We start from the raw sequence: 17,355 nt of genomic DNA, 5'->3' as shown, positions 1-17,355 counted from the left end.
AGGTGAGCACTGCCGACCTGGCGAACCTGAGCGACAAGCTCATGCTGACCACGGTGCTGGTGTACATCGTCGCGTTGGTCGCCTACGCCGCCGACCTGGGCTTCGGCCGGCGCCGCGCGGCGGTCGCGGCGGAGCGGGCCGAGGCGAAGGTCCTGGTCGGCGCCGCCGGCGCGGAGGCGGAGGCGGCGGACGGCGCGTCCACCGCGGCGCCCGCGTCCGCCGAGGAGGAGGACGAGAGCGAGCGCCCCCGGATCGACTGGGCCAACCTCGCCGTCCTGCTGAACGTGCTCGGCTGGGGGGCGCACCTCGGCGTCCTGGTCACCCGCGGGCTGGCCGCGAACCGGTGGCCGTGGGGGAACATGTACGAGTTCCTCACCGCCATCGCCTTCGCCGCCGTCACCGCGTTCCTCGTCGTGATGTTCCGGTACCGGGCGCGGTTCCTCGGCGCGTTCGTGATGGCCGCCGCCGTCGTCGCCCTCGGCGTCGCCAACATCTGGCTGTACGACTCGGTGGGCCCGGTCAGCCCGGCGCTGAACTCCTACTGGATCGCCATCCACGTGACCGCGGCGATCATCGCGACCGGCGCGTTCACGGTCGCGGGCGCCGCCACGGTCCTCTACCTGGTGAAGGACCGCGCGGAGTCGCGCGGCGGCGTCGCGGCGGGCGGCGTGCTGTCCCGGCTGCCGTCGACCGACACCCTCGACCGGCTGTCGATGCGCGTCACGATGTTCGCGTTCCCGATCTGGACGGCCGCGATCATCATGGGCGCGATCTGGGCCGACCAGGCGTGGGGCCGCTACTGGGGCTGGGACCCGAAGGAGATCTGGTCCTTCATCACCTGGGTCATCTACGCCGCCTACCTGCACGCCCGCGCGACCGCCGGCTGGAAGGGCCGCAAGGCCGCGATCCTGTCGCTGATCGCGTTCGCGGCGCTGCTGTTCAACTTCTTCGGGGTCAACTACATGTTCTCCGGGCTGCACTCCTACGCATGAGCCGGGGGGCGCGGGGGGTCGTCCCCTCGGGACGAAGATGCCTAAGTGGAGCGCGCGTTACTCGGGGGGATGACGGAGTGTCGGGTCGCGGCTTACCCTTCCTGCGGGGGCCCGGTCCGGCGGCGCGTCGCTCGACAGTCCACGGGGCCCGCTGACAGAGGAGCCCGATGCGCTTCAAAGGCGTCCACCGCAAGTCCCGGGAGCCGCGTTCCCGGGAGGCGCCGCGCGGCGGCCGGCTGCGTGCCGACGCGGGCCGTGACCAGGTCGCCTACGCGCCGTCCCCGCCCGACTCGGGGCAGGTGCGGCCGCGCAGCAACCAGCCGCGGGACCGGTTCGGCCGGTTCCGCAAGGCGGGCCGCGACGACGACTTCGCGGTGGACGGCCCGGACGCTCCCCCCGGCATGGACACCGCCGGCGGCCCGCGCGGGCTGACCGGCAGGTTCGCCCGCCGCGGGCACGGCCGGCCGCGTGCCGGCGACTACTCCTGGAGCGACTTCGAGCTGGAGGACGAGCGGCCCCGCGTCGAGCCCTACCCGCCGGGCATGCCGCACGTCGCCGACGGCCGCCGCAACTGCGGCGTGCTGGAGGACGTCCTGCACCGGCAGTGGGACGTCCGGGACGGGCCGCCGACACCCGAGGTGATCGGCGCCGTCGACAGCCTGGCGTCGCTGCCGGAGCCGCTGAAGGAGAAGCTCGCGGCCGGGCTGGACGGCATCTACGTGGGGCCGGGCGGCGTCCCGCAGCTCGACGACATGGGCCATCTGCGCGACCGGCCGCTGCCGTCCGGGCGGGCCACCTGGGACATCTGCGCCGGCGCGTACGGCGACCGCAAGATCGTCGTGGGGGACCGGCCGTCCCCGACGCCGGACGTGATGCTGCACGAGGTTGGGCACGCCCTCGACGACATCGACGGCGATGACGGCGAGTGGACGTCCGACAGCCCCGCCTTCGTCAAGCTGTACGAGGAGTGCCGCCCGCACCTCGCGAGCGCGTTCCACCGGCAGCCGGACGCGCTCGGCCGCCGCGAGTTCTTCGCCGACGCGTTCGCCGCGATCTCGTCCCGGCAGCGTCCCGCGCTCGTGGATATGCTCGCCGGCAACATCAGGACGGCGCTTGAGGTCATGCTCTTCTTCAACCGCAAATACGGGATCTAGGGCAGCATGATGAAGGTGACGGCAGACGGCGAGGATGATCGACGATGTACGTGATCCGGCTCCCCGACGGCACGCTCCGGGTTCCGCACAGCGTCGTGGCCGACGCCGAGGGGGCCGAGGCCGGGCCGGCGGCGGGCGAGGGACGGATCATCGCCGACGCCTACGTCGAGATAGGACCGGGCGACCCCGACTACGACCGGCTCCTGCGAGAGTCGCTCACCGAGGAGGAACTGGAGGACAGGCGGCGCCGCTGGCGGGAGGAGGACGCGGACCTGCTCCGCCGGTTCGAGGAGTGGAAGGGGGACGCGGAGGACTGAGTGCCGGGACGCGCTCGCGGGCCCGGGTGCGGCACGTTCGGCGGGCGCGATGCGATGCCCCGGCCGCCCGGCTGGAGGACCGATCCGTGGCGCGGCGGTCCGGGCGGCCAGAGCCTCGTCAGCGGGCCGAATGCTCGGCGACGGGCTCCTCGCCGCGCAGCAGCGCGTGCACCTCGGACTCGCGGAAGCGCCGGTGGCCTCCCGGAGTGCGGATGCTGCTGATCCGGCCCGCGGCGGCCCACCGGGTGACCGTCTTCGGGTCGACCCGGAAGAGGGCGGCGACCTCTCCTGGGGTCAGCAGGCGCTCGCTCGTGCTCTCCACGTTTTCTCTCCCCCTTTGTCCCGCTCTCGGCGCGGGTGGACTGTTTAACAGTGTGGCGGGTCAAGACCGATTTCTCCCTTGTTTTCGGAAAAGATCACCGACCGTAGTTTCCCGAGCAGGAGCGATCGCGCTCAGTATTCGGCCCCCGTGCCACAAGGATCCCGCTGACCCCGTTTGACCTGCCAAGTCACGGCGGAAACGGCGTCGCGGGCACCTCGCGCGCGGTACCCGAAGTAGTCTCGCGACCATGTCGGATCTCGTTTCGCTGCCGGAGATCGAGGAGGCCGCCGAGCGCATCGCGGGCGTCGCCGTCCGGACTCCGCTCGTCCCCTTTCCCCGCGATCCGGCGCCCGCCGGCGCGGCGGAGCCCGAGCTGCTGGTGAAGGCCGAGTCGCTGCAGCCGATCGGCGCGTTCAAGGTGCGCGGCGCCTACGCGGCCATCGCGTCCCTCACCCCGGACGAGCGCGCCGCCGGCGTGGTCACGCACTCCAGCGGCAACCACGCGCAGGCCGTCGCGTACGCCGCCCGCGCCCTCGGCATCAAGGCCGTGCTGGTCATGCCGCACACGACCCCCGGCGTGAAGGTCGACCGGTGCATCGCGCTCGGCGCCGAGGTCGTCTACGTCGAGCCGACCGCGCAGGCCCGCGGCGAGACCGCGGGCAAGCTCGCCGCGGCGCACGGCCTCACCCTGATCCCGCCCTACGACGACGCGCGGGTGATCGCCGGGCAGGGCACCGCCGGGCTGGAGATCGTCCAGGACCGCCCAGACGTCGACGTCGTGCTCGTCCCGATCAGCGGCGGCGGCCTGATCGCCGGCGTCTCCGCCGCGGTGAAGGCGCTGCGCCCGGAGGCGCGGATCGTCGGCGTCGAACCGGAGCTGGCCGCCGACGCCCGCGACTCGATGGCCGCCGGGCGCCCCGTCTCGTGGGACGCGGAGAAGACGGGCCGCACCTTCGCCGACGCGCTCCGCGTCCAGCGGGTCGGCGACCTCCCCTTCGCGCACATGCGGGAGCACGTCGACCGCGTCGTCACCGTGACCGAGGACGAGATCCGCCGGACGATGCGGCGGCTGGCCCGCGAGGCCCGCCTGATCGCCGAGCCGGGCGGCGCCGTCGCCACCGCCGCCTACCTGTACCACCGCGCCGAACTCCCGGAGGGCCGCACCTACGTGTCGGTCCTGTCCGGCGGCAACGTCGACCCGGCGCTCTTCCTCGACGTCCTCAGGTGACCCCGGGGAGAGAGCACGGGGAGCCGGGGTTAACCTCGAAGGGTCATGCGCTCCGTCATCCTCTACACCCTCGCGCGGCTCGCGATCTTCGCGGCGACCGCGGGCGTGCTGGCGCTCTTCGGCGCCCGCGGCTTCCTGCTCCTGCTGATGTCCCTCGCGGTCAGCGGCGTCGTCAGCTACGTACTGCTGTCCGCGCAGCGCGACCGGATGTCCGCCGTCGTGACCCGCGGCATGCGTGCGCAGCGCCGGAGATTCGAGAAATCCCTCACCAAGGAGGACGGGGTGCGCCCCGGCGCGGAGTAGCCGCGCGCGGCCCGGTGCGCACGGCCGCTCCGCCGTGCTTCTAGGGTGGGGGCATGACCCGCGCCTCTCTCGACAAGCAGCCCGCCGACGTCGCGGCGATGTTCGACGGCACCGCCGAGCGGTACGACCTGCTGAACACGCTGATGACCGGCGGGCAGGACCGGCGGTGGCGACGGGAGGTCGTGCGGGCGCTGGCGGCGCGGCCCGGCGAGCGCGTCCTCGACCTCGCGGCCGGGACGGGCACGTCCTCGGTGCCGTTCACTGTGGCCGGCGCCGAGACGGTGGCGTGCGACTTCTCGCTCGGCATGCTGCGCGTGGGCGTGCGGCGCCAGACGGGGGTGCGGGGGCTGAGTTTCGTGGCGGGGGACGCGCTGCGGCTGCCGTTCGCGGACGGCTCCTTCGACGCGGTCACGATCTCGTTCGGGCTGCGGAACGTCGCCGACACCGGCCGGGCGCTGCGCGAGCTGCGCAGGGTCGCGAAGCCGGGCGGCCGGCTGCTGGTGTGCGAGGTGAGCCATCCGCCGAACGCGCTGCTGGCGCTCGGCCACAAGGCGCACCTGCGGTACGGGCTGCCGCTGCTGGCGCGGGTCAGCTCCAATCCGGACTCCTACCGCTACCTCGCCGAGTCGACGCTCGCCTGGCCCGACCAGGCGGCGCTGGCGCGGCTCATCCAGGACGCGGGGTGGGGCGGTGTGCGCTGGCGTGATCTCACGTTCGGGGTCGCCGCGCTGCACCACGCCGTCAACCCCGGCTGATCACCCGCGACGGGTGGGCCGGACCGGTCCAAAGCCAGACCGACCCAGAAGTACCCACCAGTCGTGATAAAGGAATAGACTCCCCGTCGGATCCTTGTGAAGTGCTTCACAAGCGAACGAGCTGAAGAGGAACGCCGTGACCGACTCCACCCGACACGCGGACGTGATCGTCGTCGGGGCAGGCCCCGCCGGATCGTCGACCGCCTACTGGCTCGCGCAGGCGGGCCTGGACGTGTTCCTGCTGGAGAAGGCCACCTTCCCGCGGGACAAGATCTGCGGCGACGGGCTCACCCCGCGCGCCGTCCGCGCGCTCATCGGCATGGGCGTCGACGTCAACGACCCGGGCTGGGGCCGCAACCGGGGCCTGCGCATCTACGGCGGCGGGGTCAAGGTCGAACTGCCCTGGCCGGAGCTGGCGTCGTTCCCCGACTACGGTCTCGTCCGCAAGCGGACCGACTTCGACCAGCTCCTCGCCGAGCACGCCGCGAAGGCGGGCGCGCGGCTGCTGCAGGGCTGCAACGTGACCGGTCCCATCCTGGACGAGCGCACCGACCGCATCATCGGCGTCACCGCGCAGCTCGACGGCGAGGAGGCCGAGTTCCGCGCGCCGCTCGTCGTCGCCGCCGACGGCAACTCGACCCGCCTGTCCCTCGCCATGGGGCTGCGGCGCCGCGAGGACCGCCCGATGGGCGTCGCGGTCCGCCGCTACTTCCAGACCCCGCGCCACGACGACGACTTCATGGAGGCGTGGCTCGAACTCTGGGACGGCGAGCGCCTGCTGCCCGGCTACGGCTGGGTGTTCGGCGTCGGCGACGGGACGTCCAACGTCGGGTGCGGCCTCCTCAACACCAGCAAGGCGTTCCAGAACGTCGACTACCGCGGCATGCTGAAGCGCTGGTGCGCGCAGATGCCGGAGGACTGGCAGTTCGACGAGGAGCACGCCACCTCCAAGATCCGCGGCGCGGCGCTGCCGATGGGCTTCAACCGGCAGCCGCACTACACCCGCGGCATGCTGCTCGTCGGCGACGCCGGCGGCATGATCAACCCGTTCAACGGCGAGGGCATCGACTACGCGCTGGAGTCCGGCCGGCTGGCCGCCGACATCATGGTGCAGGCGCTCGCCCGCCGCACCCCGGCGCAGCGCGAGCGGACCCTGTACGAGTACCCGCGCATCCTGAAGGACGAGCACGGCGGCTACTTCACGCTGGCCCGCGTGTTCGTCCAGGCGATCGGCGACCCGCGCATCATGAAGTTCCTCACATCGCACGGCCTGCCGCACCCGACGCTGATGCGCTTCACGCTCAAGCTGCTCGCCAATCTGACCGACCCCAAGGGCGGTGACGCGATGGACCGCGTCATCAACGCGATGCAGAAGGTGGCGCCGACGGCATGAGCGCGCCCGCCGAATTGAAGCTTCCGCAGGTGAGCGGACTACAGTGCATTACCCGACCCCCTGAGGGGAGCGCTATTGATCACCTTGGTTAGGGTGGCGGGTCGCGGCCGGCCCGTCCCGTACAACGTCGTACGTCCCGAGGAGAGGTCGTAGAGACATGGATCTCTATATTCCGATCATCGTGCTTGGGGTCCTCGCCTTCGCCTTCGCCGGCGGCTCGGTGCTGATGGCCGCGTTCACCGGCCCGAAGCGCTGGAACCGCGCCCGGCTGGACGCCTACGAGTGCGGCATCGAGCCCACTCCCCAGCCCGTCGGCGGCGGACGTTTCCCGATCAAGTACTACCTGACGGCGATGCTCTTCATCGTCTTCGACATTGAGATCATCTTCCTTTATCCCTGGGCGGTCGCTTTCGACCGGATGGGGCTGTTCGGCCTTGTCGAGATGGTTCTTTTCATCGTCACCGTCCTCGTGGCGTACGCCTACATCTGGCGGCGCGGCGGTCTGGAGTGGGACTAATGAGCGACGCGGAGGCGCGCGGTGCGCGCTGGACTGAGGAGCCTGCGACGAGGGAAGCGCGCACCATGAGGCGCGCCGGAGCGGAGCAGGGGTAGAGCCATGGGCCTAGAGGAGAAGCTTCCCAGCGGATTCCTGCTGACCACGGTCGAGCAGGTCGCGGGATGGGCGCGCAAGAGTTCGGTGTGGCCGGCCACGTTCGGTCTCGCCTGCTGCGCGATCGAGATGATGGCCGCCGGCGACCCCCGGCACGACTTCTCCCGGTGGGGGATGGAGCGTGCCTCGGCGACGCCGCGGCAGGCCGACCTGATGATCGTCGCGGGCCGGGTGAGCCAGAAGATGGCGCCGGTGCTGCGGCAGATCTACGACCAGATGACCGAGCCGAAGTGGGTCATCGCGATGGGCGTGTGCGCCTCCTCCGGCGGCATGTTCAACAACTACGCGATCGTGCAGGGCGTGGACCACATCGTCCCGGTGGACATCTACCTGCCCGGCTGCCCGCCGCGGCCGGAGATGCTGCTGGACGCGATCCTGAAGCTGCACGACAAGATCCAGAACACCAAGCTCGGCCCGCAGCGCGAGAAGCAGATCGCGGAGCTGGAAGAGGCGAAGCGCCGCCGGCTGCCGCTCCTGGGTCAGGGGGCCTAGATGAGTTCTGAGCACCCCGAGCAGAGGGCGGAGCAGGCCGCCGACCAGCTGCCCGCGCAGGCCGAGGAGGAGCGCCGGGAGCAGCCGATCGCCCGCAAGGGCATGTTCGGCGCGAAGACCACCGGCGACACCTCCGGCTACGGCGGGCTGGTCGTCCGGCAGAGCCCGAAGGTGTCGGCGCCGCGCCCCTACGGCGGGCCCGGCGGCGCGTCCGAGCGCGGCGAGTTCGACGAGATCGCCGACGAACTGGAGCGTGCCCTCCGGGGTCCGGGGTCGTCCACGGAGAAGACAGGGCCCGACTTCGGGGACGCGATCGAGCGCGTCGTCGTGCACCGCGGAGAGCTGACCTTCCACGTCAAGCGCGAGCACCTGCGCGAGGTCGCGCAGACCATGCGGGACGAGCCGTCGCTGCGCTTCGAGCTGTGCTCGGGCGTGTCCGGCGTGCACTACCCGAAGGACGAGGGCGCGGAGCTGCACTCCGTCGTCCACCTGCTGTCGATCACCCACAACCGGCGGATCCGGCTGGAGGTGAGCTGCCCCGACGCCGACCCGCACGTCCCGTCGCTCGTCCCGGTGTACCCGACGGCCGACTGGCACGAGCGCGAGACGTACGACTTCTTCGGGATCGTCTACGACGGCCACCCCGCGCTCACGCGCATCGAGATGCCCGACGACTGGGTCGGGCACCCGCAGCGCAAGGACTACCCGCTCGGCGGCATCCCCGTCGAGTACCGAGGAGCGGAGATTCCGCCGCCGGACGAGAGGCGGTCGTACGTATGAGTTCGACGAAGTACACCGAGTACGACGCCTACGCCGCCGAAGAGGCGGCCGAGGGCAAGGTCTTCGACGTCGGCGGCCAGGACTGGGACAAGGTCGTCAACGCCGCCGAGGACCTCGGCGACGAGCGCCTCGTCGTCAACATGGGGCCGCAGCACCCGTCCACGCACGGCGTGCTCCGGCTGATCCTCACGCTCGACGGTGAGACGGTGAACGAGGCCCGGGTGGGCATCGGCTACCTGCACACCGGCATCGAGAAGAACATGGAGTTCCGCACCTGGACGCAGGGCACCACGTTCTGCACCCGGATGGACTACCTGGCCCCGCTGTTCAACGAGGCCGCGTACTGCCTGAGCGTGGAGCGGCTCCTCGGCATCGAGGACCAGGTGCCCGAGCGGGCCCAGATCATCCGCGTGATGATGATGGAGCTCAACCGGATCTCCTCGCACCTCGTCGCGATCGCCACGTTCGGGCTGGAGCTCGGCGCGACGACCGTCATGCTGAACGGGTTCATCGAGCGCGAGTACACTCTCGACCTGTTCGAGGAGATCACCGGCCTGCGCATGAACCACGCCTACATCCGGCCGGGCGGGGTCGCGCAGGACCTGCCGAGCGGCGCCGCCAGCAAGCTCCGCGACTACCTCGACCGGATGCCGAAGCGAATCCAGGCGCTGCGCAAGCTGAACGACGAGAACCCGGTCTTCAAGGCCCGCACGCAGAACGTCGCGTACCTGGACCTGACCGGCTGCATGGCGCTCGGCGTCACCGGCCCCGTGCTGCGCTCGACCGGCCTGCCGTGGGACCTGCGCAAGTCGCAGCCCTACTGCGGCTACGAGACCTACGACTTCGACGTCCCGACGCAGGACACCTGCGACGTGTACGGCCGCTACCTCGTCCGGATGGACGAGATGGAGCAGTCGCTGCGGATCGTCGAGCAGTGCGTCGAGCGGCTGCAGACGGTCAAGGGCCCCGTCATGATCGAGGACAAGAAGATCGGCTGGCCGGCGCAGCTGGCGATCGGCGCGGACGGCATGGGCAACTCGCCGCGGCACATCGCGCACATCATGGGCACCTCGATGGAGGCGCTGATCCACCACTTCAAGCTGGTCACGGAGGGTTTCCGGGTGCCGGCGGGGCAGGCGTACGTGCCGATCGAGTCGCCGCGCGGCGAGCTCGGCGCCCACGTGGTCAGCGACGGCGGCACCCGCCCGTACCGGGTGCACTTCCGCGAGCCGTCCTTCGTCAACCTGCAGGCCGCCCCGGCGATGAGCGAGGGCGGCATGGTCGCCGACGTCATCGCCGCCGTGGCCAGCATCGATCCGGTCATGGGGGGAGTGGACCGATGACATACGAACCCGACGTACGCGAGCGGCTGGAGCGGGACGCCAAGGAGATCATCGTCCGGTACCCGCGGCCGCGGTCGGCGCTCCTGCCGATGCTGCACCTGGTGCAGTCGGAGGAGGGCTACGTCACCCAGGCGGGCGTGGAGTTCTGCGCCGAGATGCTCGGCATCACGCCCGCGCAGGTGATGGGCGTCGTCACCTTCTACACGCAGTACAAGCGGCAGCCGGTCGGCGAGTACCACGTCGGCGTCTGCACGAACACGCTGTGCGCGATCATGGGCGGCGACCAGATCTGGGACGAGCTGAGCGAGCACGCCGGCGTCGGCCACGACGAGGCCACCCCGGACGGCAAGATCAGCCTGGAGCGGGTCGAGTGCAACGCGGCCTGCGACTTCGCCCCCGTGGTGATGGTCAACTGGGAGTTCTTCGACAACATGACTCCCGCCAAGGCCAAGCAGCTCGTCGACGACCTGCGCCTCGGCAAGGACGTGGTCCCCTCCCGCGGGCCGAACCGCCTCGCGACCTGGAAGGAGGCGTCCCGCGTGCTCGCCGGCTTCCCGGACGGGCTCGCCGGCGAGGGCGTCCAGGCCGGGCCCGAGTCGCTGGTCGGCCTGAAGATCGCGCACGAGCGCGGCTGGACGGCTCCCCCCACCGATGTCGACCGTGAGCGGCCGGACGAGCCGGTCCGGCCGGAGCAGATCGCCGCGCCGCCGCACGAGCCGGGCAAGGCGATCCCCGGCGAGGCCAAGCCCGGCAGCCAGGAAGGACGGAACAAGTGACCACGCTGACCCCCGTCCTCACCAAGTTCTGGGACAAGGCCGACTCGTTCACCCGCGCGGGCTACGAGCGCGAGGGCGGCTACAAGGCCCTGCGCACGGCGCTGCGGATGGAGCCGGACGAGATCGTCCAAGCGGTCAAGGACTCCGGCCTCCGCGGGCGCGGCGGCGCCGGGTTCCCCACCGGGATGAAGTGGGGCTTCCTGCCGCCGACCAGCCCGAACCCGCGCTACCTCGTCGTCAACGCCGACGAGTCCGAGCCGGGGACGTGCAAGGACATCCCGCTGATGATGGCGAACCCGCACGTCCTCGTCGAGGGCGTCATCATCAGCTCGTACGCGATCAGGTCGAACACGGCGTTCATCTACGTGCGCGGCGAGGTCCTGCACGTGATCCGCCGCCTCCAGCAGGCGGTGGCGGAGGCGTACGAGGCCGGCTACATCGGCAAGGACATCCTCGGGTCCGGCTACGACCTGGACGTCGTCGTCCACAGCGGCGCCGGCGCCTACATCTGCGGCGAGGAGACGGCGCTGCTGGACTCCCTGGAGGGGTTCCGCGGTCAGCCCAGGCTGAAGCCCCCCTTCCCGGCCGTCGCGGGCCTCTACGGCGGGCCCACCGTCATCAACAACGTCGAGTCGATCTCCTCGGTTCCCTCGATCATCGAGAACGGGCCGGAGTGGTTCGCCTCGATGGGCACCGAGAAGTCGCAGGGCTTCGGCATCTTCTCGCTGTCCGGGCACGTCACCCGGCCCGGGCAGTACGAGGCGCCGCTCGGCATCACGCTGCGCGAACTGCTCGACATGGCGGGCGGCATCCGCGAGGGCCACCGGCTGAAGTTCTGGACGCCCGGCGGGTCGTCCACGCCGATCTTCACCGACGAGCACCTGGACGTCCCGCTGGACTTCGAGTCCGTGGGCGCCGCCGGGTCCATGCTCGGCACCCGGGCGCTGCAGATCTTCGACGAGACGACCTGCGTCGTCCGGGCCGTCCAGCGCTGGTCGGAGTTCTACGCGCACGAGTCGTGCGGGAAGTGCACGCCGTGCCGCGAGGGCACCTACTGGTACAAGCACATGTTCAAGCGGCTGGAGGCCGGCGAGGGCACCGAGGAGGACCTGGAGACCCTCCTGGACATCTCCGACAACATCCTCGGCCGCGCGTTCTGCGCCCTCGGCGACGGCGCCACCAGCCCCGTCGTGTCGTCCATCAAGCTGTTCCGGGACGAGTACCTCCAGCACTTCGAGCAGGGCGGCTGCCCGTTCGACCCGGCCAAGTCCACCCTTTGGGGAGGTGCCAAGTGACCGTCACCGACGACAAGTCGGCGGTGGAGAAGGTCGAGATGGTCTCCTGCACCATCGACGGCTTCGAGATCGAGGTGCCGAAGGGCACGCTGATCATCCGGGCCGCCGAGCTGCTCGGCATCCAGATCCCCCGGTTCTGCGAGCACCCGCTGCTCGACCCGATCGGCGCCTGCCGGCAGTGCCTGGTGGAGATCCCGGACGCCGGCAACGGCCGCGGGATGCCGAAGCCGCAGGCGTCCTGCACGACCGCGGTGATGCCGGGCATGGTCGTCAAGACCCAGCTCACCTCGCCGGTGGCCGACAAGGCCCAGCACGGCATCATGGAGTTCCTGCTCATCAACCACCCGCTGGACTGCCCGGTCTGCGACAAGGGCGGCGAGTGCCCGCTGCAGAACCAGGCGATGTCCAACGGGCGCGGCGAGACCAGGTTCCAGGAGAGCAAGCGGACGTGGCCGAAGCCGAAGCCGCTGTCCAGCCAGGTGCTGCTCGACCGGGAGCGGTGCATCCAGTGCACCCGCTGCACCCGGTTCTCCGAGCAGATCGCCGGCGACCCGTTCATCGACCTGTTCGAGCGGGGCGCGAAGGAGGAGGTGTCGACGGCCGACGAGCAGCCGTTCCACTCCTACTTCTCCGGGAACACCGTGCAGATCTGCCCGGTGGGAGCGCTCACCGGCACCGCCTACCGGTTCCGGTCCCGGCCGTTCGACCTCGTGTCGACGCCGAGCGTCTGCGAGCACTGCGCGTCCGGCTGCGCGATCCGCACCGACCACCGGCGCGGGAAGGTCACCCGCCGGCTGGCCGGGGACGACCCGCAGGTCAACGAGGAGTGGAACTGCGACAAGGGCCGCTGGGCGTTCACCTACGGGACGCAGCCCGAGCGGTTCACGCACCCGCTCGTCCGGAACGAGGACGGCGAGCTGGAGCCGGCGTCGTGGCCGGAGGCGCTCACGATCGCGGCGCGCGGCCTCGCGGCGGCGCGCGGCTCGGCGGGCGTGCTGACCGGCGGCCGCGTCACCCTTGAGGACGCCTACGCCTACGCCAAGTTCGCCCGGATCGCGCTCGGCACCAACGACGTCGACTTCCGCGCCCGCCCCCTGTCGGACGAGGAGTCGCGGTTCCTCGCCTCGTCCGTCGCGGGGCGCTCGATCGAGGTGTCCTACTCCGACCTGGAGAAGGCGCCGGTCGTCGTCCTCGCCGGCTTCGAGCCGGAGGAGGAGTCGCCGATCGTCTTCCTGCGGATCCGCAAGGCGTTCCGCAAGCACCGGCTGCCGGTGTACGCGGTGGCGCCGTTCGCGACCCGCGGGCTGGCCAAGGTCGGCGGCACGCTGCTGCCGACGCCGCCCGGCGCGGAGGCCGAGACGCTCGGCTCCCTCATCGGGGACGAGGCCCGCGCCGACGTCCGGGCGCTGCTGGAGACGCCCGGCGCCGTCGTCCTCGTCGGCGAGCGGCTCGCCACCAGTCCCGGCGCGCTGACCGCGGCGGTCCGGCTGGCGCAGGTCACCGGCGCCCGGCTGGCGTGGGTGCCGCGCCGGGCCGGGGAGCGCGGCGCGATCGAGGCCGGGGCGCTGCCCGGGCTGCTGCCGATCGGCCGGCCGGTCACCGACCCCGCCGCGCGCGCCGAGGTCGCCCGCGCCTGGGGCGTCGCGGAGCTGCCCGCCGGGCCCGGCGAGGACACCGCCGGCATCATCTCGGCGGCGGCGCAGGGCCGGCGCGGTGCGCTGCTCGTTGGTGGCGTCGACCCCTACGACCTGCCCGACCCGGCCGCGATGCTGGCGGCGCTGGACGCCGCCCCGTTCGTGGTGAGCCTGGAGCAGCGCCCGAGCGCGGTCACCGACCGCGCGGACGTCGTGTTCCCCGTCGCGGCCGTCGCGGAGAAGTCCGGGACGTTCGTCGACTGGGAGGGCCGCGGCCGCCCGTTCGACGTCGTGCTGAAGTCGGCCGGGCGGATGTCCGACCTGCGGGTGCTGGACGCGCTGGCCGACGAGATGGACGTCCACCTGGGCCTGCCCGGCCCGGAGGCGGCGCGCCGCGAGCTGACCGCGCTGGGCGGCCACCGGGGCGAGCGGCCGGACGCCCCGGACACGGCGCAGGAGCTGCCGCCGCACCCCGAGCAGGGCGAGGCGCTGCTCGCGACGTGGCGGCTGCTGCTCGACCGGGGCCGGCTGCAGGACGGCGAGCCGTTCCTGGCCGGCACCGCGAAGCCCGCCGCCGCCCGGCTGTCGCCCGCGACCGCCGCGGAGATCGGCGCGACCGACGCGGTCACCGTGTCGGCGGCGCGCGGTGAGGTGACGCTCCCGCTGGAGATCACCCCGGACCTGCCCGACCGGGTGGTGTGGCTGCCGACGAACTCGGCGGGCTGCGCCCTGTACCGGGATCTGGGCGCGGCCGCCGGCGGCGTCGTCAAGATCGCGAGCGGGGTGCTCGCGACCGCCGCGCAGAACGCTGGAGGTGGCAAATGATCCCGCTCGCCGCGGCCCCGGCCGATCCCACGCTGAAGGACTTCGGCTCCGACCCGTGGTGGCTGATCGGCGGCAAGGTCCTCGTCATCTTCGCGTTCCTCGTCGTGACCGTGCTGATGACGATGTGGATCGAGCGGCGCATCATCGGCCGCATGCAGCTGCGCGTCGGCCCGAACCGGGCCGGGCCGCAGGGCCTGCTCCAGGGCCTCGCGGACGGCGTGAAGCTGGCGCTGAAGGAGGACATCGTCCCCCGCCAGGTGGACAAGGTCGTCTTCGTCCTCGCGCCGGTGATGGCGGCGGTGCCGGCGTTCATCTCGTTCATCATCATCCCGTTCGGCCCGACCGTGTCGATCTTCGGTCACCAGACGGCGCTGCAGGGCACCGACCTCCCGGTCGCGGTCCTGCTGGTGCTGGCGATGTCGTCGATGGCGATCTACGGCATCGTGCTGGCCGGCTGGTCGTCGATGTCGCCGTACTCGCTGCTCGGCGGGCTCCGCTCGTCCGCGCAGATGATCTCCTACGAGATCGCGATGGGCCTGTCGTTCGTCGCGGTGTTCATGTTCGCCGGCTCGATGTCCACCTCGGAGATCGTCGCGGCGCAGCACGACAAGTGGTTCGTGGTGCTGCTGCTGCCGTCCTTCGTGGTCTACGTGATCACGATGATGGGCGAGTCGAACCGCATCCCGTTCGACCTGCCCGAGGGCGAGGGCGAGCTGGTCGGCGGCTTCCACACCGAGTACTCGTCGCTGAAGTTCGCGATGTTCTTCCTCGCGGAGTACATCAACCTCGCGACGCTGTCGGCGCTCGCCACCACGATGTTCCTCGGCGGCTGGCGCGCCCCCGCGCCGATCTCCACGGTGTGGGCCGGGGCCAACTCCGGCTGGTGGCCGGTGCTGTGGTTCCTGATCAAGATCTTCTTGTTCATCTTCTTCTTCATCTGGCTGCGCGGCACGCTGCCGCGCGTCCGCTACGACCAGCTGATGAAGCTCGGCTGGAAGGTGCTGATGCCCTTCTCGCTCGGCTGGATCCTGCTGGTCGCGACCATCCGCGCGCTGCGCAACGACGGCTACGACATGCGGCAGATCGTGATCGTCGCCGCCGTGGCCGCCGCGGTCGTGCTGGTGGCCACGGTGATCTGGGAGATGCTCCGGGGCGGCGAGGACGAGAAGGAGATCGTCCCGGGCGCGGCGGGGGGCGAGCGTACGGATCCGGCCGCGGGCGGGTTCCCGGTGCCGCCGCTGGACGCGCCCCACTACCACGGCCGCGCCCGCGAGCCGGTCCGGCCCGCCACGATCGAAACGCCCTCCGAGGAGGTCACCAGTGGGACTCACTGATTTCCTGAACCCGGTCAAGGGTTTCGGGGTCTCGTTCCACCAGATGTTCATGAAGAGCGAGACCGTCCAGTACCCGGAGGTGAAGAAGCCGACCGCGCCGCGCTTCCACGGGCGGCACCAGCTCAACCGGTGGCCGGACGGCCTGGAGAAGTGCATCGGCTGCGAGCTGTGCGCCTGGGCCTGCCCGGCGGACGCCATCTTCGTCGAGGGCGCCGACAACACCCCGGACGAGCGGTACTCGCCCGGCGAGCGGTACGGCCGCACCTACCAGATCAACTACCTGCGCTGCATCCTCTGCGGGCTCTGCATCGAGGCGTGCCCCACCCGGGCGCTCACGATGACGAACGAGTACGAGCTCGCCGACGACAGCCGGGAAAGCCTGATCTACACCAAGGAGATGCTGCTGGCGCCGCTGCGCGAGGGCATGGAGACGCCGCCGCACGAGATGCGGCTCGGCGACACCGAGGAGGACTACTACCGCCTCGGCCTCCAGCCCGACGAGGGCGGTGAGGGCAAGTGAGCACCGCATCCGTTCTCGCGGCGCCGCTCGCCGCCGAGGTCGCGGACAAGCAGTCCGGCGAGCCGTTCTTCTTCTGGCTGCTGGCGGTCGTGTCGGTGCTCGCCGCACTCGGCATGATCTTCATGCGGAAGGCGGTGCACTCGGCGCTGCTGCTGGCGACGGTGATGCTCAGCCTCGCCGCGCTGTACGCGATCCAGAACGCGCCGTTCCTGGCGTTCGTCCAGGTGATCGTCTACACCGGCGCCGTGCTGATGCTGTTCCTGTTCGTGATGATGGTCGTCGGGGTCAGTTCCACCGACTCGCTGGTGGAGACGATCCGGGGGCAGCGCTTCTGGGGCGTGATCGCCGCGATCGGGTTCATCGCCCTGCTCGGGGCGGGGCTCGGGAACGCGGCGCTCGGCGACTCGGCGGGCCTGAACCAGGCCAACGCCGAGGGCAACATCGTCGGCCTGGCCCGGCTGCTGTTCTCCAAGTACGTGTTCGCGTTCGAGGCGACCAGCGCCCTGCTGATCACCGCGGCGCTGGGCGCGATGGTGCTGGCGCACCGGGAGCGCACCGAGCCGAAGAAGACGCAGAAGGACCTGTCCAAGGGCCGGTTCCTCAGCGGCGACCACCCGGGCCCGCTGCCGGGCCCCGGCACCTACGCCCGCCACAACGCCGTCGACATGCCGGCGCTGCTGCCGGACGGGACGCCGTCGGAGCTGTCGGTCAACCCGGTCATCGCGGCCCGCACCGACACCGCCGAGCGGCACGCCGACCTGTTCGGCGGCACCGAGGAGGAGGCGCTCGAACGGGACGTGGCCGCGGTGAAGGCGGTCACGGCAGAGGCCGCGGAGGCCGACGCCGAGTCGCGCTCGGTGAAGTCGGGGACGCCGGCCGCGGGCGGCGGCGCGAGTGAAGGCGAGGCTGGTCAATGAGTCCGGGGCACTACCTGGCGCTCTCGGCGATCCTGTTCACCATCGGAGCGCTCGGCGTCCTCGTGCGCCGCAACGCGATCGTGGTGTTCATGTGCATCGAGCTCATGCTGAACGCGGCGAACCTGTCGTTCATCTCGTTCTCCCGCATGCACGGCAACCTCGACGGTCAGATCATCGCGTTCTTCGTGATGGTCGTGGCCGCCGCGGAGGTCGTGGTGGGCCTCGCCATCATCATGACCATCTTCCGGACCCGCAGGTCCTCGTCGGTCGACGACGCGAACCTGCTGAAGTACTGAGAGGTCGGG

19 protein-coding genes are annotated in these 17,355 nt (G+C 71.3%); 18 read left to right on the top strand and 1 reads right to left on the bottom strand.

The genetic code is table 11. The features are described from left to right. Nucleotides 1–2: 2 nt before the first annotated feature. From ccsB to SM611_RS25705, 3 genes are all read left to right on the top strand, one after another. Nucleotides 3–992, top strand: coding sequence for a c-type cytochrome biogenesis protein CcsB (ccsB, locus tag SM611_RS25715; RefSeq protein ID WP_371952492.1), 990 nt, complete (start codon nucleotides 3–5; stop codon nucleotides 990–992). 167 nt (nucleotides 993–1,159) lie between these two features. Next, complete coding sequence (locus SM611_RS25710) at nucleotides 1,160–2,146, top strand: hypothetical protein (RefSeq protein ID WP_371952490.1); 987 nt, start codon at nucleotides 1,160–1,162, stop codon at nucleotides 2,144–2,146. Nucleotides 2,147–2,190: 44 nt separating this feature from the next. Beyond that, complete coding sequence (locus SM611_RS25705; RefSeq protein WP_371952488.1) at nucleotides 2,191–2,463, top strand: hypothetical protein; 273 nt, start codon at nucleotides 2,191–2,193, stop codon at nucleotides 2,461–2,463. A 118-nt stretch (nucleotides 2,464–2,581) separates the two neighbouring features. On the opposite strand, the gene SM611_RS25700 is transcribed toward SM611_RS25705, so the two are convergent. Continuing rightward, nucleotides 2,582–2,785, bottom strand: coding sequence for a BldC family transcriptional regulator (locus SM611_RS25700; protein ID WP_021593176.1), 204 nt, complete (start codon nucleotides 2,783–2,785; stop codon nucleotides 2,582–2,584). A gap of 247 nt (nucleotides 2,786–3,032) precedes the next feature. Here SM611_RS25700 and SM611_RS25695 point away from each other — a divergent pair, with 247 nt between their 5' ends. The 15 genes from SM611_RS25695 to nuoK all read left to right on the top strand — a co-directional run bounded on the left by SM611_RS25695 (nucleotide 3,033) and on the right by nuoK (nucleotide 17,346). Continuing rightward, nucleotides 3,033–4,013, top strand: coding sequence for a threonine ammonia-lyase (locus tag SM611_RS25695; RefSeq protein ID WP_371952487.1), 981 nt, complete (start codon nucleotides 3,033–3,035; stop codon nucleotides 4,011–4,013). 45 nt (nucleotides 4,014–4,058) lie between these two features. Continuing rightward, a complete protein-coding gene (locus SM611_RS25690) occupies nucleotides 4,059–4,316 on the top strand; it encodes a DUF4229 domain-containing protein (RefSeq protein ID WP_371952486.1) in 258 nt (85 codons plus the stop codon). Nucleotides 4,317–4,369: 53 nt separating this feature from the next. Continuing rightward, the gene (locus SM611_RS25685) at nucleotides 4,370–5,071 is read left to right on the top strand and encodes a demethylmenaquinone methyltransferase (RefSeq protein ID WP_371952485.1); all 702 of its coding nucleotides are present in this window, start codon (nucleotides 4,370–4,372) and stop codon (nucleotides 5,069–5,071) included. A 136-nt stretch (nucleotides 5,072–5,207) separates the two neighbouring features. Next, the gene (locus SM611_RS25680) at nucleotides 5,208–6,464 is read left to right on the top strand and encodes a geranylgeranyl reductase family protein (protein WP_371952484.1); all 1,257 of its coding nucleotides are present in this window, start codon (nucleotides 5,208–5,210) and stop codon (nucleotides 6,462–6,464) included. A 157-nt stretch (nucleotides 6,465–6,621) separates the two neighbouring features. Further along, nucleotides 6,622–6,981: an NADH-quinone oxidoreductase subunit A gene (locus SM611_RS25675; protein WP_067629213.1), complete on the top strand. Its 360-nt coding sequence runs from the start codon at nucleotides 6,622–6,624 to the stop codon at nucleotides 6,979–6,981. 99 nt (nucleotides 6,982–7,080) lie between these two features. Further along, on the top strand, nucleotides 7,081–7,626 hold the full coding sequence (locus SM611_RS25670; protein ID WP_371952482.1) for a NuoB/complex I 20 kDa subunit family protein: 546 nt from the start codon (nucleotides 7,081–7,083) through the stop codon (nucleotides 7,624–7,626). Beyond that, on the top strand, nucleotides 7,627–8,406 hold the full coding sequence (locus tag SM611_RS25665; protein ID WP_371952481.1) for an NADH-quinone oxidoreductase subunit C: 780 nt from the start codon (nucleotides 7,627–7,629) through the stop codon (nucleotides 8,404–8,406). Further along, complete coding sequence (locus SM611_RS25660) at nucleotides 8,403–9,749, top strand: NADH-quinone oxidoreductase subunit D (RefSeq protein ID WP_371952479.1); 1,347 nt, start codon at nucleotides 8,403–8,405, stop codon at nucleotides 9,747–9,749. The genes SM611_RS25665 and SM611_RS25660 overlap by 4 nt, the downstream gene beginning before the upstream one ends. Next, nucleotides 9,746–10,525 carry an NADH-quinone oxidoreductase subunit NuoE gene (gene nuoE / locus SM611_RS25655; protein WP_371952478.1) on the top strand — a complete coding sequence of 260 codons (780 nt, stop codon included), beginning with the start codon at nucleotides 9,746–9,748 and terminating at the stop codon, nucleotides 10,523–10,525. The genes SM611_RS25660 and nuoE overlap by 4 nt, the downstream gene beginning before the upstream one ends. Beyond that, nucleotides 10,522–11,820 carry an NADH-quinone oxidoreductase subunit NuoF gene (nuoF, locus tag SM611_RS25650; protein WP_371952476.1) on the top strand — a complete coding sequence of 433 codons (1,299 nt, stop codon included), beginning with the start codon at nucleotides 10,522–10,524 and terminating at the stop codon, nucleotides 11,818–11,820. Before nuoE ends, nuoF begins: the two co-directional genes overlap by 4 nt. Beyond that, the gene (locus SM611_RS25645) at nucleotides 11,817–14,279 is read left to right on the top strand and encodes an NADH-quinone oxidoreductase subunit G (RefSeq protein ID WP_371952475.1); all 2,463 of its coding nucleotides are present in this window, start codon (nucleotides 11,817–11,819) and stop codon (nucleotides 14,277–14,279) included. The genes nuoF and SM611_RS25645 overlap by 4 nt, the downstream gene beginning before the upstream one ends. Next, the gene (gene nuoH / locus SM611_RS25640; RefSeq protein WP_371952474.1) at nucleotides 14,276–15,613 is read left to right on the top strand and encodes an NADH-quinone oxidoreductase subunit NuoH; all 1,338 of its coding nucleotides are present in this window, start codon (nucleotides 14,276–14,278) and stop codon (nucleotides 15,611–15,613) included. The genes SM611_RS25645 and nuoH overlap by 4 nt, the downstream gene beginning before the upstream one ends. Further along, nucleotides 15,600–16,133, top strand: coding sequence for an NADH-quinone oxidoreductase subunit NuoI (nuoI, locus tag SM611_RS25635; protein ID WP_443112140.1), 534 nt, complete (start codon nucleotides 15,600–15,602; stop codon nucleotides 16,131–16,133). Before nuoH ends, nuoI begins: the two co-directional genes overlap by 14 nt. Then, nucleotides 16,130–17,050 (top strand): NADH-quinone oxidoreductase subunit J, encoded by a 921-nt coding sequence (locus SM611_RS25630; protein ID WP_371952473.1) that lies wholly within the window; start codon nucleotides 16,130–16,132, stop codon nucleotides 17,048–17,050. Before nuoI ends, SM611_RS25630 begins: the two co-directional genes overlap by 4 nt. Next, nucleotides 17,047–17,346: an NADH-quinone oxidoreductase subunit NuoK gene (gene nuoK / locus SM611_RS25625; RefSeq protein WP_371952472.1), complete on the top strand. Its 300-nt coding sequence runs from the start codon at nucleotides 17,047–17,049 to the stop codon at nucleotides 17,344–17,346. The genes SM611_RS25630 and nuoK overlap by 4 nt, the downstream gene beginning before the upstream one ends. Nucleotides 17,347–17,355: the final 9 nt, after the last annotated feature.

Source organism: Actinomadura monticuli (assembly GCF_041463655.1).
GTDB classification, from domain to species: Bacteria; Actinomycetota; Actinomycetes; order Streptosporangiales; family Streptosporangiaceae; genus Spirillospora; species Spirillospora monticuli.
The sequence above is the reverse complement of the archived record's forward strand: the minus strand, read 5'-3'. Positions and strand labels throughout refer to the sequence as shown.